Here is a 21,889-nt window from a genome sequence, read left to right on the forward strand (position 1 = left end):
AAAACGCGACGCATGAAAGCAGCGGCAAAAACGCTAAAACCAAAACGCCAGGAAGAACAGGCCAACTTTATCAGTTGGCGTTTTGCGTTGCTTTGCGGCTGCATTTTACTGGCGCTGGGTTTCCTGCTGGGACGCGTGGCGTGGCTACAAATCATCGCGCCTGACATGCTGGTACGTCAGGGTGATATGCGTTCTCTGCGCGTGCAGGAAGTTTCTACCTCTCGTGGGATGATCACCGACCGCTCCGGCCGCCCGCTGGCGGTGAGCGTACCGGTGAAGGCGATCTGGGCCGATCCTAAAGAGCTGCATGACGCAGGCGGGATCACCCTTGATAACCGCTGGAAGGCGCTCTCAGACGCGTTGAAAATGCCGCTGGATCAGCTGGCGTCACGCGTTAACGCCAACCCGAAAGGGCGCTTCATCTATCTTGCCCGTCAGGTGAACCCTGATATGGCTGACTACATTAAAAAACTCAAGCTGCCCGGCATTCATCTGCGGGAAGAATCCCGCCGTTATTATCCTTCCGGCGAAGTCACCGCGCACCTGATTGGCTTCACCAACGTGGATAGCCAGGGGATTGAAGGCGTTGAAAAAAGCTTCGACAAGTGGCTTACCGGCCAGCCTGGCGAGCGAATCGTGCGTAAAGACCGCTATGGTCGCGTCATTGAAGATATTTCCTCGACAGACAGCCAGGCCGCGCACAACCTGGCCCTGAGTATTGATGAGCGCTTGCAGGCGCTGGTCTATCGTGAGCTGAACAACGCCGTCGCGTTTAACAAGGCGGAATCGGGCAGTGCCGTGCTGGTGGATGTGGCGACAGGTGAAGTGCTGGCGATGGCCAGTAGTCCCTCATACAACCCGAATAATTTTGCCGGTACAGCAAAAGATGCGATGCGTAACCGCTCCATCACCGATGTGTTTGAACCCGGTTCAACCGTAAAACCTATGGTGGTGATGACGGCTCTACAGCGGGGCATCGTCAACGAAAATACCGTTCTGAATACGATCCCTTATCGAATTAACGGCCACGAAATAAAAGACGTGGCACGTTACAGCGAACTGACCCTGACCGGGGTCTTACAGAAGTCGAGTAACGTCGGTGTGTCAAAACTGGCGTTAGCGATGCCGTCCTCAGCGTTAGTAGATACTTACTCACGTTTTGGGCTGGGAAAGGCGACCAATTTGGGGTTGGTCGGAGAACGCAGTGGCTTATATCCTCAAAAACAACGGTGGTCTGACATAGAGAGGGCCACCTTCTCTTTCGGCTACGGGCTAATGGTAACTCCCTTACAGTTAGCGCGAGTCTACGCAACGATTGGCAGCTATGGCATTTATCGCCCGCTGTCGATCACCAAAGTTGATCCACCGGTACCGGGGGAACGTGTTTTCCCGGAATCTATCGTTCGTACCGTCGTACATATGATGGAAAGCGTCGCGCTGCCCGGTGGTGGTGGCGTGAAGGCCGCGATTAAGGGCTATCGTATCGCCATCAAAACCGGTACAGCGAAAAAAGTGGGGCCGGACGGCCGCTATATCAACAAATACATTGCCTATACCGCAGGCGTAGCGCCTGCAAGCAATCCGCGTTTTGCGCTGGTGGTCGTCATCAACGATCCGCAGGCGGGTAAATACTACGGCGGCGCCGTCTCCGCGCCTGTGTTCGGGGCTATTATGGGCGGCGTGTTGCGCACCATGAACATTGAACCGGATGCGCTGGCGACGGGCGAAAAAAGTGAATTTGTAATTAATCAAGGCGAGGGAACAGGTGGCAGATCGTAATTTGCGCGACCTTCTTGCTCCGTGGGTGCCTATGCTACCTGCGCGAGCACTGCGAGAGATGGTACTGGATAGCCGCGTAGCGGCTTCTGGCGATCTTTTTGTGGCAGTGGTAGGTCATCAGGCGGACGGGCGTCGTTATATCCCGCAGGCGATTGCGCAAGGTGTTGCTGCCATTATTGCTGAGGCCAAAGATGAGGCAACAGACGGTGAGATCCGTGAAATGCACGGCGTGCCGGTCATCTATCTCAGCCAGCTGAATGAGCGTCTCTCCGCGCTGGCAGGACGTTTTTACGACGAACCTTCCGACCAGTTAAAGCTTGTTGGCGTGACAGGAACCAACGGAAAAACCACCACCACTCAGCTGATGGCGCAATGGGCTCAGCTGCTGGGTGAAACCGGTGCCGTCATGGGCACGGTGGGGAACGGTATTCTGGGCAAAGTAAGCCCGACGGAAAACACTACAGGCTCGGCGGTTGACGTGCAGCGTGTGCTGGCAGGCCTTGCAGAGCAGGGGGCGACCTTCGCGGCGATGGAGGTCTCCTCCCATGGTCTGGTACAACATCGCGTGGCGGCACTGAAATTTGCCGCCTCTGTCTTTACAAACCTGAGCCGCGATCACCTTGATTATCATGGTGATATGGAGCACTACGAAGCGGCGAAATGGCTGCTTTATTCCACTCACCACCACGGGCAGGCGATCATTAACGCCGACGACGAAGTCGGTCGCCGCTGGCTGGAAAAACTGCCAGATGCGGTGGCGGTGTCGATGGAAGATCGCATTAATCCGAACTGTCGTGGCCGCTGGCTGAAGGCAGTCGAAGTGAACTACCACGATAGCGGGGCGACGATCCGCTTTGCTTCCACCTGGGGCGAAGGTGAAATTGAAAGCCGCCTGATGGGGGCTTTCAACGTCAGTAACCTGCTGCTGGCGCTGGCGACGCTGCTGGCGCTGGGTTACCCGATGGTAGATCTGCTGAAAACGTCTGAGCGTTTGCAACCGGTCTGTGGCCGCATGGAAGTGTTCAGTGCGCCGGGCAAGCCGACGGTGGTCGTGGATTACGCCCATACGCCGGATGCGCTGGAAAAAGCGCTGGAAGCGGCGCGTCTGCACTGCGCTGGCAAGCTCTGGTGCGTGTTTGGCTGCGGTGGCGATCGCGACAAGGGCAAACGTCCGCTGATGGGCGCCATCGCTGAGCAGTTCGCGGATATTCCCGTGGTGACCGATGACAACCCGCGTACCGAAGAGCCGAGGGCCATTATCAACGACATTCTGGCGGGCATGCTGGATGCTGGGCGTGCGCGCGTGGTCGAAGGCCGTGCGGAGGCCGTGACTAACGCCATTATGCAGGCGCAGGAGAACGATGTGGTTCTGCTGGCCGGTAAAGGTCATGAAGATTATCAGATCGTCGGCAATCGTCGTCTGGATTACTCCGACCGCGTGACGGCAGCGCGTCTGCTGGGAGTGGTGGCATGATTAGCATTACGTTAAGCCAGGCCGCTGCGGTATTGCAGGGGATGCTGCATGGTCAGGATCAGACCATCGAGGCTGTGACCACCGACACCCGTAAGGTGACGGCGGGCTGCCTGTTTGTGGCGCTGAAGGGTGAACGTTTTGACGCCCACGATTTTGCGCAACAGGCTAAAGATAACGGCGCGGGTGCGCTGCTGGTCAACCGTAAGCTCGATATCGATTTGCCGCAGATTGTGGTGAAAGATACGCGCCTGGCGTTTGGTGAGCTGGCGGCATGGGTTCGCCAGCAGGTGCCAACACGCGTCGTGGCGCTGACGGGCTCGTCGGGCAAAACCTCCGTTAAAGAGATGACGGCGGCGATCCTTAGCCAGTGCGGAAACACGCTTTATACGGCGGGCAACCTTAATAATGACGTCGGTGTACCGATGACGCTGCTGCGCCTGACCCACGAGCATGAATATGCGGTGATTGAGTTAGGGGCTAACCATCAGGGCGAAATCGCTTGGACCGTGAGCCTGACGCGTCCGGAAGCGGCGCTGGTGAATAACCTGGCGGCGGCACATCTTGAAGGTTTTGGTTCGCTGGCCGGTGTGGCGAAAGCGAAAGGTGAAATTTATACCGGCCTGCCGGATGACGGCATCGCCATTATGAATGCCGATAACAATGACTGGCTGAACTGGCAGAGCATCATTGGTTCACGCAAAACCTGGCGCTTCTCCCCGAATGCGGCAAACAGTGATTTTTCGGCGACCAACATTCATGTGACGTCACACGGCACCGAGTTCACCCTCCTGACCCCAACGGGCGACATCGACGTGCTGCTGCCGTTGCCGGGTCGTCATAACATCGCCAATGCGCTTGCTGCGGCAGCGCTCTCAATGGCGGTAGGGGCTTCACATGCTGCGATAAAAACTGGTCTGGCAAATTTAAAAGCCGTGCCGGGGCGTCTGTTCCCGATCCAGCTGGCTGAAAACAAACTCCTGCTGGATGACTCCTACAACGCTAACGTCGGCTCCATGACGGCGGCCGTGCAGGTCTTGTCTGAGATGCCGGGCTATCGCGTGATGGTTGTGGGCGATATGGCCGAGCTGGGTGATGAAAGCGAAGCCTGCCACGTACAGGTTGGCGAAGCGGCGAAAGCTGCCGGGCTTGACCGCGTACTGAGCGCAGGCACGCTGAGCAAGGCCATTTCCGATGCCAGTGAAGTTGGCGAACATTTTGCCGATAAATCTGCACTGATCGAACGCCTGAAGGCATTGATTACAGAAAAACAGATTGTGACTGTTTTAGTTAAAGGTTCACGTAGTGCCGCCATGGAAGAGGTTGTGCACGCATTACAGGAGAACGGGACATGTTAGTTTGGCTGGCCGAACATTTGGTCAAATATTATTCAGGCTTTAACGTCTTTTCCTATCTGACGTTTCGCGCCATCGTCAGCCTGCTGACTGCGCTGTTCATCTCGTTGTGGATGGGCCCGCGCATGATTGCCCGTCTGCAAAAACTCTCTTTCGGCCAGGTTGTACGCAACGATGGTCCGGAATCACACTTCAGCAAGCGCGGTACGCCGACCATGGGCGGGATCATGATCCTGACCGCGATTGTGGTGTCCGTTCTGCTGTGGGCTTATCCGTCTAACCCCTACGTCTGGTGCGTGCTGACCGTTCTGGTTGGCTACGGGATCATCGGTTTTGTTGATGACTACCGCAAAGTCGTGCGCAAAGACACCAAAGGTTTGATCGCGCGCTGGAAGTATTTCTGGATGTCGGTAATTGCGCTGGGTGTGGCCTTCGCGCTTTACCTGGCAGGAAAAGACACCCCGGCCACCGAGCTGGTGGTGCCGTTCTTCAAAGACGTGATGCCGCAGCTGGGGCTGTTCTACATTCTGCTGGCTTACTTTGTGATCGTCGGCACCGGCAACGCCGTCAACCTGACCGATGGTCTGGACGGCCTGGCCATCATGCCAACCGTGTTTGTCGCGGGCGGTTTCGCGCTGGTGGCGTGGGCGACCGGTAACATGAACTTTGCAAACTACCTGCACATCCCGTACCTGCGACACGCTGGTGAGCTGGTGATCGTCTGTACGGCGATTGTCGGCGCGGGGCTGGGCTTCCTGTGGTTCAACACCTATCCGGCGCAGGTCTTTATGGGCGACGTCGGTTCACTGGCGCTGGGCGGCGCGCTGGGCATTATCGCCGTGCTGCTGCGTCAGGAGTTCCTGCTGGTGATTATGGGCGGTGTGTTTGTGGTTGAGACCCTGTCGGTGATTTTGCAGGTCGGTTCCTTCAAGCTGCGCGGTCAGCGCATCTTCCGTATGGCACCGATTCACCACCACTATGAACTGAAAGGCTGGCCGGAGCCGCGCGTCATTGTGCGCTTCTGGATTATTTCGCTGATGCTGGTGCTGATTGGCCTGGCAACGCTGAAGGTACGTTAATCATGGCAGATTACCAGGGCAAAAAAGTCGTTATCATCGGGTTGGGCCTTACCGGCCTCTCCTGCGTGGACTTTTTCCTTGCGCGTGGCGTGACGCCGCGCGTGATGGATACGCGCGTCTCTCCGCCGGGTCTGGACAAGCTGCCGGAGCAGGTTGAACGCCACCTGGGGGGTCTGAATGATGAGTGGCTGCTGGTCGCCGATCTGATTGTTGCCAGCCCGGGCATGGCGCTGGCGCATCCTTCGCTGAGTGCCGCGGCGGATGCAGGCGTTGAGATTGTTGGCGATATCGAACTGTTCTGCCGGGAGGCGCAGGCCCCGATCGTTGCCATTACCGGTTCAAACGGTAAAAGCACCGTCACCACCCTGGTGGGTGAGATGGCGAAAGCGGCGGGCAAAAATGTCGGCGTGGGCGGTAACATTGGCCTACCCGCGTTGATGCTGCTCGATAAAGGGTGTGAGCTGTTTGTACTTGAGCTTTCCAGCTTCCAGCTGGAAACCACTTCAAGCCTGCATGCGGCGGCAGCGACGATCCTTAATGTCACCGAAGATCATATGGACAGATACCCGTTCGGCTTGCAGCAGTACCGCGCGGCCAAGCTGCGTGTCTATGAAAATGCCAAAGTCTGCGTGGTGAATGCCGATGATGCACTCACCATGCCGGTGCGTGGCGCAGACGATCGCTGCATTAGCTTCGGTATTAACATGGGTGACTATCACCTTAACCGCCAGCAGGGCGAAACCTGGCTGCGGGTGAAAGGTGAGAAGGTGCTGAACGTGAAAGAGATGATGCTCTCCGGCCAGCATAACTACACCAACGCGCTGGCGGCGCTGGCGCTAGCGGATGCCGTTGGCCTGCCGCGATCTTCAAGCCTGAAGGCGCTGACCACCTTTACCGGCCTGGCTCACCGTTTTCAGCTGGCGCTGGAACACAACGGCGTACGCTGGATTAACGATTCCAAAGCGACCAATGTGGGTAGCACCGAGGCGGCATTGAACGGTCTGCACGTTGAAGGCACACTGCATCTGCTGCTGGGCGGCGACGGTAAATCAGCCGATTTCTCCTCGCTGAAGCAGTACCTCAACGGTGATAACGTGCGCCTTTATTGCTTTGGCCGCGATGGCAGCGAGCTTGCGGCGTTGCGTCCTGAGGTCGCCGAACAAACCGAGACCATGGAACAGGCGATGCGCCTTATCGCCCCCCGCGTGAAGCCCGGCGATATGGTGCTGCTCTCGCCAGCCTGTGCCAGCCTCGATCAATTTAAGAATTTCGAACAGCGGGGCGATGTCTTTACCCGCCTGGCGAAGGAGTTAGGCTGATGCGTTTATCTCTCCCTCGCCTGAAAATGCCGCGTCTGCCAGGGTTTGGTATCCTGGTATGGCTGTTTACGGCGCTGAAAGGCTGGGTGATGGCTTCACGGGATAAAGATTCCGACAGCCTGATTATGTACGACCGCACGCTGTTCTGGCTCACGCTGGGGCTGGCAGCGACCGGCTTTATTATGGTCACCTCGGCGTCGATGCCTGTCGGACAGCGTCTGGCAAACGATCCGTTCCTGTTTGCCAAGCGTGACGGGCTGTACATCATTCTCGCGTTCTGCCTGGCAATGATCACCTTACGCCTGCCGATGTCGTTCTGGCAGCGGCACAGTACGGCCATGCTTATCGCCTCAATCATCATGCTGTTGATCGTTCTGGTCGTCGGGAGCTCCGTTAACGGGGCATCACGCTGGATCGCCTTTGGTCCGCTGCGTATTCAGCCTGCAGAGTTCACCAAGCTTTCGTTGTTCTGCTACCTGGCAAACTACCTGGTGCGTAAAGTCGACGAAGTTCGTAACAACCTGCGCGGCTTCTTAAAACCGATGGGCGTGATTCTGGTGCTTGCGATCCTGCTGCTGGCGCAGCCCGACCTCGGTACGGTAGTCGTACTGTTTGTCACTACGCTGGCGATGCTGTTCCTGGCGGGAGCAAAACTGTGGCAGTTCATTGCCATCATCGGGATGGGGATTTCGGCAGTGGTGCTGCTGATCCTCGCCGAACCATACCGTATCCGCCGTGTGACCTCGTTCTGGAACCCATGGGAAGATCCGTTCGGCAGCGGTTATCAGCTGACACAGTCGCTGATGGCGTTTGGCCGCGGCGAAGTCTGGGGCCAAGGCCTGGGCAACTCGGTGCAAAAACTGGAGTATTTACCGGAGGCGCATACCGACTTCATCTTCTCCATTATTGGGGAAGAACTGGGTTATATCGGTGTGGTATTGGCTCTATTAATGGTATTCTTCGTCGCTTTCCGCGCCATGTCGATAGGCCGTAAAGCGCTGGAGATCGATCACCGCTTCTCCGGTTTCCTGGCCTGCTCAATTGGTATCTGGTTTAGCTTCCAGGCACTGGTAAACGTTGGGGCCGCAGCGGGTATGCTGCCGACCAAAGGTCTGACGTTGCCGTTGATCAGTTATGGTGGTTCGAGTCTGTTGATCATGTCGACGGCCATCATGTTTTTGTTACGCATAGATTATGAAACGCGTCTGGAGAAAGCTCAGGCGTTTACACGAGGTTCACGATGAATCAACCGAAGCGGTTAATGGTGATGGCAGGCGGGACCGGCGGACACGTGTTCCCGGGACTGGCGGTTGCGCACCATTTAATGGAACAGGGCTGGCAGGTACGCTGGCTGGGAACCGCAGACCGCATGGAAGCCGACCTTGTACCTAAACACGGTATCGAGATCGACTTTATTCGTATTTCTGGCCTTCGTGGCAAAGGGATCAAGGCGCTGCTGCTGGCGCCGGTGCGCATTTTCAATGCCTGGCGTCAGGCGCGCGACATTATGAAGCGCTTTAAGCCTGACGTCGTTCTGGGCATGGGCGGCTACGTTTCCGGTCCGGGAGGACTGGCGGCGTGGTCACTGGGCATCCCTGTTGTTCTGCATGAGCAGAACGGTATTGCCGGGTTGACCAACAAATGGCTGGCAAAAATCGCCACCAAAGTTATGCAGGCCTTCCCCGGGGCATTCCCGAAAGCGGATGTCGTAGGGAACCCGGTGCGTGTGGACGTGCTGGCGCTGCCGCTGCCAGATACGCGTCTGGCGGGTCGCGAAGGGCCGGTGCGCGTGCTGGTTGTCGGCGGTTCACAGGGCGCACGTATTTTAAACCAGACGATGCCACAGGTTGCGGCAAAACTGGGTGATGCGGTGACCATCTGGCACCAGAGCGGGAAGGGCGCTCAGCAGAGCGTTGAGCAGGCTTACGCGCAGGAAGGTCAGCCGCAGCATAAAGTGACTGAATTTATTGATGATATGGCCGCAGCCTATGCCTGGGCCGATGTCGTGGTCTGTCGCTCGGGCGCGCTGACGGTGAGCGAAATCGCCGCCGCCGGTTTGCCAGCGCTTTTTGTGCCGTTCCAGCACAAAGACCGACAGCAGTACTGGAATGCGCTGCCGCTTGAGAAAGCGGGTGCCGCAAAAATTTTTGAGCAGCCACAATTTACCGCTGATGCGGTCGCCACTACCCTGGCGGGCTGGAACCGGGATGTATTACTGGAGATGGCGCAACGCGCACGCGCGACCGCTATCCCGGATGCAACGGAACGGGTGGCAAAAGAAGTGAGCCTGGCAGCCCAGGCATAATTCTCGCAGCGCGTGTTGCGCTGCACGATTTTTTTGAAGTAGTCGATGGCGTTTAGAGAATGAATACACAACAACTGGCAAAACTGCGTTCTATCGTGCCCGAGATGCGTCGCGTCCGGCACATTCACTTTGTCGGCATCGGTGGTGCTGGCATGGGCGGTATTGCCGAAGTGTTAGCTAACGAAGGCTATCAGATCAGCGGGTCTGACCTGGCGCCAAACCCTGTTACGCAGCAGCTGGCGTCGCTGGGGGCGACTATCTATTTCAATCATCGCCCGGAAAACGTGAGCGATGCGAGCGTGGTTGTAGTGTCCAGCGCGATCTCCGCGGATAACCCGGAAATCGTTGCGGCGCATGAGGCGCGCATTCCGGTGATCCGTCGCGCGGAAATGCTGGCGGAACTGATGCGTTTCCGTCACGGCATTGCGGTGGCCGGTACGCACGGTAAAACCACAACAACAGCGATGGTCTCCAGCATTTATGCGGAAGCGGGTCTCGACCCAACGTTCGTTAACGGTGGTCTGGTGAAAGCCGCTGGCGTGCATGCGCGTCTGGGCCACAGCCGTTATCTGATTGCGGAAGCGGATGAAAGCGACGCGTCGTTCCTGCATTTGCAGCCGATGGTGGCTATCGTCACCAATATCGAAGCTGACCATATGGATACCTACCAGGGCGACTTCGAGAACTTAAAGCAGACCTTTATTAACTTCCTGCACAACCTGCCGTTCTATGGCCGTGCGGTGATGTGCGTGGACGACCCGGTGATCCGCGAGCTGCTGCCGCGCGTCGGGCGTCAAATTACCACCTACGGTTTCAGCGAAGACGCTGATGTACGCGTGGAAGATTATAAGCAGATTGGTGCGCAGGGACATTTCACCCTGGCACGCCAGGATAAAGAGCTCCTGCATGTCACCCTGAACGCGCCGGGACGTCACAATGCCCTGAATGCGGCGGCGGCGGTGGCTGTTGCAGCGGAAGAAGGCATTGATGATGAGGCGATCCTGCGCGCGCTGGAAAGCTTCCAGGGAACGGGCCGTCGCTTCGACTTCCTGGGTGAGTTCCCACTGGAGCCAGTAAACGGTAAGCCAGGTTCTGCGATGCTGGTCGATGACTACGGTCACCATCCGACGGAGGTGGACGCTACCATCAAAGCGGCACGCGCGGGTTGGCCGGAAAAGAATCTGGTCATGATCTTCCAGCCGCACCGTTACACACGTACCCGCGATCTGTATGACGATTTTGCCAACGTCCTTTCGCAGGTCGATACCCTGCTGATGCTGGATGTTTATGCCGCGGGTGAAGCGCCGATTCCGGGCGCGGACAGTCGGTCTTTATGTCGTACCATCCGCGGACGCGGTAAAGTGGACCCTATCCTGGTCCCCGACCCGGTGCAGGTAGCTGAAATGCTTGCCCCGGTCCTGACGGGTAACGATCTGATCCTGATTCAGGGTGCGGGAAATATCGGCAAAATCGCCCGTACCTTAGCTGAAATCAAACTGAAGCCGCAAACTCAGGAGGACGAGCGTCATGGCTGATAAGATTGCTGTCCTGTTTGGCGGCACTTCCGCCGAACGCGAGGTTTCTCTGAATTCGGGCGCTGCCGTGCTGGCGGGCCTGCGTGAAGGTGGCGTGGACGCGCATCCGGTTGATCCGAAAGAGGTGGACGTTACGCAGCTGAAAGCGATGGGCTTCGATAAAGCCTTTATCGCGTTGCATGGCCGCGGCGGTGAAGACGGCACGTTGCAGGGGCTGCTGGAGCTGATCGGTATGCCGTACACCGGCAGTGGCGTGATGGCATCCGCTATCTCCATGGATAAACTGCGCAGCAAACTGCTGTGGCAGGGGGCGGGTCTGCCCGTTGCGCCATGGGTTGCACTGACGCGCCGTGAATTTGAATTGGGCTTGTCGGACAGCGTTAATACACGCATTGCGTCACTGGGCTTACCGGTTATTGTGAAGCCTAGCCGTGAAGGGTCGAGCGTGGGAATGTCCAAAGTTGATAAAGCTGTAGATTTGGCTGACGCTTTAGCTCTGGCATTTCAACATGATGAAGAAGTTCTGATTGAAAAATGGCTTAGCGGGCCGGAATTTACCGTCGCGATGCTTGGTGAAGAAATTTTACCGTCAATACGCATCCAACCCGCCGGAGTCTTCTATGATTATGAGGCGAAGTATCTCTCTGATGAGACGCAATATTTCTGCCCAGCTGGCCTTGAAGCACAACGTGAAGCGGAATTACAGTCTCTGGTGCTTAAAGCCTGGAATGTTTTGGGATGCCGAGGCTGGGGACGAATTGATGTGATGCTTGACGGTGATGGGCAATTTTATCTGCTGGAAGCAAACACGTCTCCGGGTATGACCAGCCATAGCCTTGTGCCGATGGCGGCGCGTCAGGCGGGAATGAGCTTCTCGCAATTAGTCGTACGTATTTTGGACCAGGCGGGCTGATATGTCTCAGGCTGCGTTGAACACGCGCAACCGCGATGACGAAGAAGAATATTCTTCTTCGCGCCGGAGTAATGGAACGCGTCTTGCAGGGATTATCTTCCTGCTCGGGGTGCTGTGCACCGTGTTTATCAGCGGCTGGATGGTGCTGGGCTGGATGGAAGACGCACAGCGGTTGCCGCTGTCGAAGCTGGTAGTGACCGGAGAGCGTCACTACACGCGTAACGATGACATTCGCCAGTCAATTCTGGCGCTGGGGTCGCCTGGCACCTTTATGACGCAGGACGTCAACATTATCCAGAGCCAGATTGAACGTCTGCCGTGGATAAAACAGGCGAGTGTCAGAAAGCAATGGCCTGATGAATTGAAGATTCATCTGGTTGAATATGTGCCGATTGCGCGTTGGAATGATCAGCATATGGTTGACGTAGACGGAAATTCGTTCAGCGTCCCGAGCGATCGTGTCAACAAGCAGAATTTACCGATGTTGTATGGCCCGGAAGGCAGCGAAAACGAAGTATTGCAGGGTTTTCGTGAGATGGGGCAGGTGCTGGCTAAGGATCGCTTTACGTTAAAAGATGCTGCGATGACGGCGCGCCGTTCCTGGCAGCTGACCTTAACGAATGGCATTAAGCTCAATCTTGGCCGCGGCGACACAATGAAACGTCTGGCGCGTTTTGTAGAACTTTACCCGGTTTTACAGCAGCAGGCGCAGACGGATGGCAAACGGATAAGCTACGTTGATTTGCGCTATGACTCAGGCGCAGCAGTCGGTTGGGAGCCGGCTCCGGTCGAGGAACCTAATCAGCAACAAAATCAGGCACAGGTACAGGCAGAACAACAATGATCAAGTCGACGGACAGAAAATTGGTAGTAGGACTGGAGATTGGCACCGCGAAGGTTGCCGCTTTGGTAGGGGAAGTTCTGCCCGACGGTATGGTCAATATCATTGGCGTGGGCAGCTGCCCTTCCCGTGGTATGGATAAAGGTGGGGTAAACGACCTTGAGTCGGTGGTGAAATGCGTTCAGCGCGCCATCGACCAGGCTGAATTGATGGCAGATTGCCAGATTTCCTCTGTCTATCTGGCTCTTTCTGGTAAGCACATCAGCTGCCAGAATGAAATCGGTATGGTGCCGATTTCTGAAGAAGAAGTGACGCAGGAAGACGTTGAGAACGTTGTCCACACGGCGAAATCCGTGCGTGTTCGCGACGAGCACCGTGTGCTGCATGTGATCCCGCAAGAATACGCGATCGACTACCAGGAAGGTATCAAGAATCCGGTCGGTCTGTCGGGCGTACGTATGCAGGCAAAAGTGCACCTGATCACATGTCACAACGATATGGCGAAGAACATTGTAAAAGCCGTTGAACGTTGTGGCCTGAAAGTTGACCAACTAATTTTCGCCGGACTTGCCGCGAGCTATTCCGTGCTGACCGAAGACGAACGTGAACTGGGCGTCTGTGTGGTCGATATTGGTGGTGGTACAATGGACATGGCTGTCTATACCGGCGGTGCGTTGCGCCACACCAAAGTGATCCCGTACGCCGGGAATGTGGTGACCAGCGATATCGCTTACGCCTTTGGTACGCCACCGAGCGATGCAGAGGCGATTAAAGTGCGCCACGGTTGCGCGCTGGGCTCTATCGTCGGCAAAGACGAGAGCGTTGAAGTGCCGAGCGTAGGCGGTCGACCGCCGCGCAGCCTGCAACGCCAGACGCTGGCAGAGGTAATTGAGCCGCGTTATACCGAGCTGCTCAACCTGGTCAACGAAGAGATTTTGCAGTTACAGGAACAGCTTCGCCAGCAGGGTGTGAAACATCATCTCGCAGCGGGGATTGTATTAACCGGCGGGGCAGCGCAAATTGAAGGTCTTGCGGCCTGCGCTCAGCGCGTGTTCCATACGCAGGTGCGTATTGGTGCGCCGCTGAATATCACCGGTTTAACGGATTATGCTCAGGAGCCGTACTATTCAACGGCGGTGGGCCTGCTGCACTACGGGAAAGAATCCCATTTAAGTGGTGAGGCAGAGGTGGAAAAACGCGTCTCGGTGGGGTCGTGGGTCAAACGACTTAACACCTGGTTGCGAAAAGAATTTTAATTTTTTAAGAGACCGGAGAGAATTAGCGGTCTCGGGCGACAGGCACAACGGAGAGAGAGATTATGTTTGAACCTATGGAATTAACCAACGACGCGGTGATTAAAGTCATCGGCGTCGGTGGCGGCGGCGGTAACGCCGTAGAGCACATGGTGCGCGAGCGCATCGAAGGTGTTGAATTCTTCGCGGTGAACACCGATGCGCAGGCGCTGCGTAAAACGGCTGTTGGCCAGACGATTCAGATCGGTGGTGGCATCACCAAAGGTCTGGGAGCAGGGGCTAACCCGGAAGTGGGCCGCAACGCGGCTGAAGAAGATCGTGAAGCGCTGCGCGCTGCACTGGACGGTGCAGACATGGTCTTCATCGCAGCGGGTATGGGCGGCGGTACAGGTACCGGTGCAGCACCCGTTGTAGCGGAAGTCGCTAAAGATTTAGGTATTCTGACCGTTGCTGTCGTGACCAAGCCTTTCAACTTCGAAGGTAAGAAGCGTATGGCTTTCGCGGAGCAGGGTATCACCGAGCTGTCCAAGCACGTGGACTCTCTGATTACCATCCCGAACGACAAGCTGCTGAAAGTGCTGGGTCGCGGTATCTCTCTGCTGGACGCCTTTGGCGCGGCAAACGACGTGCTGAAAGGCGCGGTTCAGGGTATTGCTGAACTGATTACCCGTCCTGGCCTGATGAACGTTGACTTTGCAGACGTTCGCACCGTGATGTCCGAGATGGGCTACGCGATGATGGGCTCTGGCGTGGCGAGCGGTGAAGACCGTGCGGAAGAAGCCGCTGAAATGGCGATCTCTTCTCCACTGCTGGAAGATATCGATCTGTCTGGCGCGCGCGGCGTGCTGGTCAACATTACCGCTGGCTTTGACCTGCGTCTGGATGAGTTCGAAACCGTGGGTAACACCATCCGTGCATTCGCCTCTGACAACGCGACCGTTGTTATCGGTACGTCCCTTGACCCGGAAATGAACGACGAACTGCGTGTGACTGTTGTGGCCACCGGTATCGGTATGGACAAGCGTCCTGAGATCACCCTCGTGACCAACAAACAGACTCAGCAGCCGGTGATGGATCGTTACCAGCAGCACGGTATGTCGCCTCTGACTCAGGAGCAAAAACCGGCTGCGAAAGTGGTGAACGACCCGACTCCACAAACGGCAAAAGAGCCAGATTATCTGGATATCCCGGCGTTCCTGCGTAAGCAAGCTGACTAAGAATTGGCTGGAATTTGGGGATTTGCGCTCTTTGTGCTAAACTGGCCCACCGTTAGTGATATACACTCTCGGTTGGATAGTTAATTTGGCGAGATTATACGATGATCAAACAAAGGACACTTAAACGTATCGTTCAGGCGACGGGTGTCGGTTTACATACCGGCAAGAAAGTCACACTGACGTTACGCCCTGCGCCGGCCAATACCGGGGTCATCTATCGTCGCACCGACTTGAATCCACCGGTAGATTTTCCGGCCGATGCCAAATCTGTGCGTGATACTATGCTCTGTACTTGTCTGGTGAACGAGCATGACGTGCGGATTTCTACCGTAGAGCACCTGAACGCCGCCCTGGCGGGTCTGGGTATCGACAACATTATGGTTGAAGTCGATGCGCCAGAAATCCCGATCATGGACGGGAGTGCTGCTCCGTTCGTTTATTTGTTGCTGGATGCCGGCATCGAAGAACTGAACTGCGCGAAGAAATTTGTTCGCATTAAAGAGACCGTTCGCGTCGAAGATGGCGACAAATGGGCTGAATTCAAACCGTACAATGGTTTCTCGTTGGACTTCACCATCGATTTTAACCATCCGGCGATTGACTCCAGCACCCAGCGCTATGCGATGAACTTCTCTGCGGATGCGTTCATGCGTCAGATCAGCCGAGCACGTACCTTCGGCTTTATGCGTGATATCGAATATCTGCAATCCCGCGGCCTGTGCCTGGGCGGCAGCTTCGATTGTGCCATCGTTGTTGACGATTATCGCGTACTGAACGAAGACGGTCTGCGTTTTGAAGATGAATTTGTTCGTCACAAAATGCTGGACGCGATCGGCGACCTCTTCATGTGTGGTCACAACATCATTGGTGCCTTTACCGCGTTTAAATCCGGTCATGCACTGAACAACAAACTGTTGCAGGCCGTCCTGGCAAAACAGGAAGCCTGGGAATATGTGACCTTCGAAGACGAAGCTGAACTGCCGCTGGCGTTCAAAGCCCCGACTATGGTCCTGGCGTAACGGTTAAAGCCGTTTCGTAAGAAAAGCGACTGGTTCACCTGGTACTCTCTCCGACCAGGGAAGCCAGTCGTTTTTATTTCTGCCCTTTCTGGATTTGTCTCTCTCACCCCTGGCCTGTGTTGGGTGCCAAATAACGGTGTGTTCGCTGCATTAATGACCGTTTTTACCTGCTGCAAGGTGTCATTCCTGCTGTCGTGTATTGGCTTTAGTGGTAATATCTGGGCGCTAAAAAAGAATAACTGAACTCAGCCTGCACTGGCGGGCGAACGTGGTGGAGCAAGTGAGCGGAATACTGACGCGCTGGCGACAATTTGGCAGACGTTACTTCTGGCCGCATCTCTTATTGGGGATGGTCGCGGCGAGTCTCGGCTTGCCTGTGCTTAGCAACAGCGCAGACGCGGCAACGCCAGCACGTTCCACGACGACCAAACACGATCTCACCACGCGGGTTAACTTCACTAATCTCGCATGGCTTGAAGCCAACCGTCGTCCCAATTTCTCCGTTGATTACTGGCAGCAACACGCGATTCGCACGGTTATTCGCCATCTGTCGTTCGCGATGGCGCCGCAGACGATGCCTGTTGCTGAAGAAACGCTGCCGGTCCAGGCTCAGCACCTTGCTCTGCTCGATACGCTCAATGCGCTTCTGACGCAGGACAACCAGCCGCCTGTGACCGTGAGTCAGACGGCGCAAACTGCTTTTGTTTCCCCCGCATCCTTCTCTGTTTCGACCTGGATTAGCCAGGTTCACGGCATCCGTGCCGGGCCTCAACGCCTCAGCTAAATTAACCCTTTTTCAATACCTTAATTTATCTGCCCGACTGGGGCGTTTGAGAATTTATTATGCTAATCAAATTATTAACCAAAGTTTTTGGTAGTCGTAACGATCGTACCCTGCGCCGCATGCGCAAAGCTGTGAACGTCATCAACGGTATGGAACCGGCGATGGAGAAGCTCTCTGATGATGAACTGAAAGCAAAAACCGCGGAGTTCCGTGCGCGTCTGGAGAAAGGCGAAACCTTAGAAAGCCTGATCCCGGAAGCCTTTGCCGTAGTACGTGAGGCCAGTAAACGCGTGTTCGGCATGCGTCACTTCGACGTGCAGCTGCTGGGCGGGATGGTGCTCAACGAGCGCTGCATCGCGGAAATGCGTACCGGTGAAGGTAAAACCCTGACTGCAACGCTGCCGGCTTACCTGAATGCGCTGACGGGTAAGGGCGTTCACGTTGTTACCGTCAACGACTATCTGGCGCAGCGCGACGCCGAAAATAACCGTCCACTGTTCGAATTCCTCGGCATGACCGTGGGCATTAACATGTCCGGCCTGCCGGCACCTGCGAAGCGTGAAGCGTATAACGCGGATATCACTTACGGCACCAACAACGAATACGGCTTCGACTACCTGCGTGACAACATGGCGTTCAGCCCTGAAGAGCGCGTCCAGCGTAAACTGCACTATGCGCTGGTGGATGAGGTTGACTCCATTCTGATCGATGAAGCGCGTACCCCGCTGATCATCTCTGGCCCGGCCGAAGACAGCTCCGAGATGTACCGTAAAGTCGACAAAATCATTCCACACCTGCTGCGTCAGGAGAAAGAAGACTCCGATACTTTCCAGGGTGAAGGTCACTTCTCCGTGGATGAAAAAGCGCGTCAGGTCAACCTGACCGAACGCGGCCTGGTGAAAATCGAAGAGCTGCTGGTGGCTGAAGGCATTATGGAAGAGGGCGAGTCTCTGTACTCCCCGAGCAACATCATGCTGATGCACCACGTAACGGCTGCACTGCGCGCGCACGCCCTGTTCACCCGCGACGTTGACTACATCGTTAAAGACGGTGAAGTCATCATCGTCGATGAACACACCGGTCGTACCATGCAGGGACGTCGCTGGTCCGATGGTCTGCACCAGGCCGTGGAAGCGAAAGAAGGCGTGGATATTCAGAACGAAAACCAGACGCTGGCCTCCATCACCTTCCAGAACTACTTCCGTCTGTACGAGAAGCTGGCGGGGATGACCGGTACCGCAGATACCGAAGCGTTTGAGTTTAGCTCCATCTATAAGCTGGATACCGTGGTAGTACCAACCAACCGTCCAATGATCCGTAAGGATATGCCGGACCTGGTATACATGACCGAAGCGGAAAAAATCCAGGCGATCATCGAAGATATTCGCGATCGTACCGCGAAGGGCCAGCCGGTTCTGGTGGGGACCATCTCCATCGAGAAATCTGAAGTGGTGTCTAACGAGCTGACCAAGGCGGGCATCAAGCACAACGTGCTGAACGCCAAGTTCCACGCTAAAGAAGCAGATATCGTTGCGCAGGCGGGTTACCCGGCTGCCGTAACCATCGCCACCAACATGGCAGGTCGTGGTACCGATATTATGCTCGGCGGTAGCTGGCAGGCCGAAGTGGCCGAGCTGGAAAACCCAACCCCGGAGCAAATCGCGCAGATAAAAGCCGACTGGCAGGTGCGTCACGACGCGGTGCTGGCATCCGGTGGTCTGCACATCATTGGTACCGAGCGTCATGAATCTCGTCGTATCGATAACCAGCTGCGCGGTCGTGCGGGCCGTCAGGGTGATGCCGGTTCTTCCCGTTTCTATCTGTCTATGGAAGATGCGCTGATGCGTATTTTCGCCTCTGACCGTGTGTCCGGCATGATGCGTAAACTGGGCATGAAACCAGGCGAAGCGATCGAGCACCCGTGGGTTACCAAAGCGATTGCCAACGCCCAGCGTAAAGTAGAAAGCCGCAACTTCGACATTCGTAAGCAACTGCTGGAATATGATGACGTTGCCAACGACCAGCGTCGTGCAATCTATACCCAGCGTAACGAACTGCTGGACGTGTCCGACGTGAGCGAAACCATCAACAGCATTCGCGAAGATGTGTTCAAAGCCACTATCGACGCGCACATTCCACCGCAGTCTCTGGAAGAGATGTGGGATATCGAAGGCCTGCAGGAACGTCTGAAAAACGACTTCGACCTCGAACTGCCAATCAAAGAGTGGCTGGACAAAGAGCCTGAGCTGCACGAAGAGACCCTGCGCGAGCGTATCTACGAAACCGCGCTGGACGTCTATAAGCGTAAGGAAGAAGTGGTTGGCGCTGAGATGATGCGTCACTTCGAGAAAGGCGTAATGTTGCAGACCCTGGACTCCCTGTGGAAAGAGCACCTGGCGGCGATGGACTACCTGCGTCAGGGTATCCACCTGCGTGGTTATGCGCAGAAAGATCCGAAGCAGGAGTACAAGCGTGAATCCTTCTCCATGTTTGCTGCCATGCTGGAGTCGCTGAAGTATGAAGTCATCAGCACTCTGAGCAAAGTTCAGGTGCGTATGCCGGAAGAAGTGGAAGCGATGGAGCAGCAGCGTCGTGAAGAAGCTGAGCGTCTGGCACAGATGCAGCAGCTGAGTCATCAGACCGATGAGAGCGAAGCCGCAGCGGCAATCGCAGCGCAGACGGGCGATCGTAAAGTCGGTCGTAACGATCCGTGCCCATGTGGTTCCGGCAAAAAATACAAGGCGTGCCATGGCCGCCTGAGCTAAGAACATAACAAACCGAAAAGGCGCAGATATCTGCGCCTTTTTTATGGAAGTGACATGATGAAAACACTGCAAATTGCTGTCGGGATCATTCGCAACCCGCAAAACCAGATCTTCATTACCCAACGTGCCGCCGATGCGCATATGGCCAACAAATGGGAATTCCCCGGCGGAAAAATCGAATCAGGTGAAACGCCGGAGCAGGCGCTGGTGCGTGAGCTTCAGGAAGAGGTGGGGATCACCCCGCTTGGCGCAACGCTGTTCGATAAGCTGGAGTACCAGTTTCCGGACAGGCACATCACGCTGTGGTTCTGGCTGGTGGAAAACTGGGAAGGTGAGCCATGGGGAAAAGAGGGGCAGCCGGGTAACTGGATTGAGCTTCAGGCCAGCGATGCGGAAAAATTCCCGCCTGCCAATGAGCCTGTGATCCTCCGGCTGGTCGCACAACCGTAGGCCTGCTAAGCGAAGCGCCAGCAGGCTTTAAATGTTACTGCTGGTTTTCGCTCCAGTCATCGCTATCCGAGAGATCGCCTTCGCTCGGAATGCGTTTCTCTTCCGCCGCCCATTCGCCCAGGTCTATAAGTTGACAGCGTTTGCAGCAGAATGGGCGAAATGGACTCACTTCTCCCCAGACGACAGTTTTCCCACAGGTTGGGCAGTTTACGGTGGTTACGTCAGACATCGGCACTCCTTAACAACAGGCCAGTTCAAAATCGAGGCGTTCCGGCACGGTGCCATGCTCACTGTCCAGCGGCATAAAGCGGATCGCGAAACGGCTTTTATGTCCGGAAATTTGCGGGTAAAGCTGCTCGCCAAGAGAGAGATTCAAACGCAGAAGATCGGCGTCGTCGCCGTTATCCTGATAAAAACCGTTGAGACTGGTCTGCTTGCGGAACGGGGCAGAGTTACGCACAAGATCGAGGATCAGGGATAACGTTTGATTCATCGGCTCCAGACTGCCCATCCAGCTGTTTACCTGGCGATCGCGCTGTTCCTGCGGCATGTGCAGCCACATATGCAGCGTTGGAAGGTCAAAGCTACAGCAACCGCCCGGTATGCTCAGACGCTGACGCACCAGCGCAATCAGACGGTCCTCGCGTAAAAATTGTCCAACGCGCGGCGCGGCCATCAGCGTCGCGCTGCTGTTTTTTAGCTGCTGGCGTAAAGCGTCAATTCGACTTTTATCTACGCCCGGTACTTCGGCCCAGGCCTGTAATTTACGCTGCTGGCGCTCCAGCTCTTTCAACAGCTCAGTGCGGACATCGCCGCGTTCAATCACATCCAGCAGATCGCCCACGTTGCGGAAAAAATGCAGCGCGGTGGCATGATCGTTGACGGGCAGATGTTGTGAAAGTTGTTGAATAAGAAATTCTATGCGTAGCCAGGTACGCATTTTTTCGTTAAGCGGATGCTCAAAAAGGATATGAGTCGACATTATGGTTTTTCCTGTGCAACGGCCTGCGCGGCGAAGGTCAGATACTGCGCGTGCAGACGAGCAACATCCGATGCAATGGCATCTGGTGCGCCGTTATTATCAATAACATCATCCGCAACGGCGAGGCGCGCTTCGCGCGTGGCCTGTGCGGCAAGAATTTGTTCAGCATGCTCGCGTGAAACATGGTCACGCGCCATGGTTCTCTGGATTTGCGTTTCGCGGGAAACGTCAATCACCAGCGTTCTGTCCGCCTTATTCTGTAGCTGATTTTCCACCAGTAACGGGATCACCCACAACACATAGGGCGAACTGGCTGCGGCAATCTGACGCTGAGTTTCATGGTGGATAATGGGGTGGAGCAGGGCATTAAGCCAGGCTTTTTCCGCCGGATCGGAAAATATGCACTCACGCAGCTGCCGACGATTCAGGGTGCCGTCAGCCTGTATCACACGGCGACCAAAATGCGCTTCGATGGCGTTTAAGGCGGGTGTATTGGGTTCTACCACCTGACGGGCAATGATATCGGCGTCGATAATCGTGATGCCGAGACGAGCAAACGCGTGCGCAACGGTGCTTTTACCACTACCGATGCCGCCGGTTAATGCGACGATATACCCCATTAAATCAGATCCTGGGAATTATTCAGTTTTAAAATCAGTTGCTTAAAATTCAAACTTACAACAGCCAATGTTTAGCTCTCTTTACCCGCTTTTTACCAGGTAAATTTATAGAATTGTAGCGTAAAAAAAGAGAATTTCGCAGTCTTGCGGAGCAGGTATTAGTGCGTATGATAGCGTCACTGGAGTTGTGCTTTTAATATAT

Annotated in this window: 19 protein-coding genes; 16 read left to right on the forward strand and 3 right to left on the reverse strand. The window is 55.7% G+C overall.

Annotated features, from left to right (window positions below):
- Window positions 1–12 precede the first annotated feature (12 nt).
- The 16 genes from ftsI to mutT all read left to right on the forward strand — a co-directional run bounded on the left by ftsI (window position 13) and on the right by mutT (window position 20,085).
- A complete protein-coding gene (gene ftsI, locus ACQG0S_RS03595) occupies window positions 13–1,779 on the forward strand; it encodes a peptidoglycan glycosyltransferase FtsI (protein WP_022647040.1) in 1,767 nt (588 codons plus the stop codon).
- Complete coding sequence (murE, locus tag ACQG0S_RS03600) at window positions 1,766–3,253, forward strand: UDP-N-acetylmuramoyl-L-alanyl-D-glutamate--2,6-diaminopimelate ligase (RefSeq protein WP_023305439.1); 1,488 nt, start codon at window positions 1,766–1,768, stop codon at window positions 3,251–3,253. The genes ftsI and murE overlap by 14 nt, the downstream gene beginning before the upstream one ends.
- Window positions 3,250–4,608, forward strand: a complete 1,359-nt coding sequence (gene murF, locus ACQG0S_RS03605) for a UDP-N-acetylmuramoyl-tripeptide--D-alanyl-D-alanine ligase (RefSeq protein WP_023305440.1) — start codon at window positions 3,250–3,252, stop codon at window positions 4,606–4,608. The genes murE and murF overlap by 4 nt, the downstream gene beginning before the upstream one ends.
- Window positions 4,602–5,684: a phospho-N-acetylmuramoyl-pentapeptide-transferase gene (gene mraY, locus ACQG0S_RS03610; protein ID WP_003856353.1), complete on the forward strand. Its 1,083-nt coding sequence runs from the start codon at window positions 4,602–4,604 to the stop codon at window positions 5,682–5,684. Before murF ends, mraY begins: the two co-directional genes overlap by 7 nt.
- 2 nt (window positions 5,685–5,686) lie before the next feature.
- Window positions 5,687–7,003 (forward strand): UDP-N-acetylmuramoyl-L-alanine--D-glutamate ligase, encoded by a 1,317-nt coding sequence (murD, locus tag ACQG0S_RS03615; protein WP_023299321.1) that lies wholly within the window; start codon window positions 5,687–5,689, stop codon window positions 7,001–7,003.
- Window positions 7,003–8,247, forward strand: coding sequence for a cell division protein FtsW (gene ftsW / locus ACQG0S_RS03620; protein WP_022647044.1), 1,245 nt, complete (start codon window positions 7,003–7,005; stop codon window positions 8,245–8,247). Before murD ends, ftsW begins: the two co-directional genes overlap by 1 nt.
- Window positions 8,244–9,308 (forward strand): undecaprenyldiphospho-muramoylpentapeptide beta-N-acetylglucosaminyltransferase, encoded by a 1,065-nt coding sequence (gene murG / locus ACQG0S_RS03625; protein ID WP_023299322.1) that lies wholly within the window; start codon window positions 8,244–8,246, stop codon window positions 9,306–9,308. Before ftsW ends, murG begins: the two co-directional genes overlap by 4 nt.
- A gap of 59 nt (window positions 9,309–9,367) precedes the next feature.
- Entirely contained in the window at window positions 9,368–10,843 is a 1,476-nt protein-coding gene (gene murC / locus ACQG0S_RS03630) for a UDP-N-acetylmuramate--L-alanine ligase (RefSeq protein ID WP_063137934.1), read from the forward strand.
- A complete protein-coding gene (locus tag ACQG0S_RS03635) occupies window positions 10,836–11,756 on the forward strand; it encodes a D-alanine--D-alanine ligase (RefSeq protein ID WP_023299324.1) in 921 nt (306 codons plus the stop codon). The genes murC and ACQG0S_RS03635 overlap by 8 nt, the downstream gene beginning before the upstream one ends.
- A gap of 1 nt (window position 11,757) precedes the next feature.
- Window positions 11,758–12,600: a cell division protein FtsQ gene (gene ftsQ / locus ACQG0S_RS03640; protein ID WP_003856342.1), complete on the forward strand. Its 843-nt coding sequence runs from the start codon at window positions 11,758–11,760 to the stop codon at window positions 12,598–12,600.
- A complete protein-coding gene (ftsA, locus tag ACQG0S_RS03645; RefSeq protein ID WP_003856340.1) occupies window positions 12,597–13,853 on the forward strand; it encodes a cell division protein FtsA in 1,257 nt (418 codons plus the stop codon). The genes ftsQ and ftsA overlap by 4 nt, the downstream gene beginning before the upstream one ends.
- Before the next feature lie 62 nt (window positions 13,854–13,915).
- A complete protein-coding gene (ftsZ, locus tag ACQG0S_RS03650; protein WP_022647048.1) occupies window positions 13,916–15,067 on the forward strand; it encodes a cell division protein FtsZ in 1,152 nt (383 codons plus the stop codon).
- A gap of 101 nt (window positions 15,068–15,168) precedes the next feature.
- The gene (lpxC, locus tag ACQG0S_RS03655; RefSeq protein WP_003856337.1) at window positions 15,169–16,086 is read left to right on the forward strand and encodes a UDP-3-O-acyl-N-acetylglucosamine deacetylase; all 918 of its coding nucleotides are present in this window, start codon (window positions 15,169–15,171) and stop codon (window positions 16,084–16,086) included.
- 280 nt (window positions 16,087–16,366) lie between these two features.
- Window positions 16,367–16,870 carry a secA translation cis-regulator SecM gene (gene secM / locus ACQG0S_RS03660; protein WP_032621757.1) on the forward strand — a complete coding sequence of 168 codons (504 nt, stop codon included), beginning with the start codon at window positions 16,367–16,369 and terminating at the stop codon, window positions 16,868–16,870.
- A 59-nt stretch (window positions 16,871–16,929) separates the two neighbouring features.
- Window positions 16,930–19,635, forward strand: a complete 2,706-nt coding sequence (gene secA, locus ACQG0S_RS03665; protein WP_022647050.1) for a preprotein translocase subunit SecA — start codon at window positions 16,930–16,932, stop codon at window positions 19,633–19,635.
- 57 nt (window positions 19,636–19,692) lie between these two features.
- A complete protein-coding gene (gene mutT, locus ACQG0S_RS03670; protein ID WP_046619985.1) occupies window positions 19,693–20,085 on the forward strand; it encodes an 8-oxo-dGTP diphosphatase MutT in 393 nt (130 codons plus the stop codon).
- A gap of 34 nt (window positions 20,086–20,119) precedes the next feature.
- Here mutT and yacG read toward each other — a convergent pair whose 3' ends face one another.
- Genes yacG through coaE form a run of 3 tightly spaced genes read right to left on the reverse strand, consistent with a single transcriptional unit; the run spans window position 20,120 to window position 21,687 of the window.
- Window positions 20,120–20,314, reverse strand: coding sequence for a DNA gyrase inhibitor YacG (yacG, locus tag ACQG0S_RS03675; protein WP_003856332.1), 195 nt, complete (start codon window positions 20,312–20,314; stop codon window positions 20,120–20,122).
- Between the two features lie 9 nt (window positions 20,315–20,323).
- The gene (zapD, locus tag ACQG0S_RS03680) at window positions 20,324–21,067 is read right to left on the reverse strand and encodes a cell division protein ZapD (protein ID WP_022647052.1); all 744 of its coding nucleotides are present in this window, start codon (window positions 21,065–21,067) and stop codon (window positions 20,324–20,326) included.
- Window positions 21,067–21,687, reverse strand: a complete 621-nt coding sequence (gene coaE / locus ACQG0S_RS03685; RefSeq protein ID WP_023299329.1) for a dephospho-CoA kinase — start codon at window positions 21,685–21,687, stop codon at window positions 21,067–21,069. The genes zapD and coaE overlap by 1 nt, the downstream gene beginning before the upstream one ends.
- Window positions 21,688–21,889: the final 202 nt, after the last annotated feature.

The organism is Enterobacter cloacae complex sp. 418I7 (assembly GCF_050030705.1).
In the GTDB taxonomy this organism is placed as follows: domain Bacteria; phylum Pseudomonadota; class Gammaproteobacteria; order Enterobacterales; family Enterobacteriaceae; genus Enterobacter; species Enterobacter intestinihominis.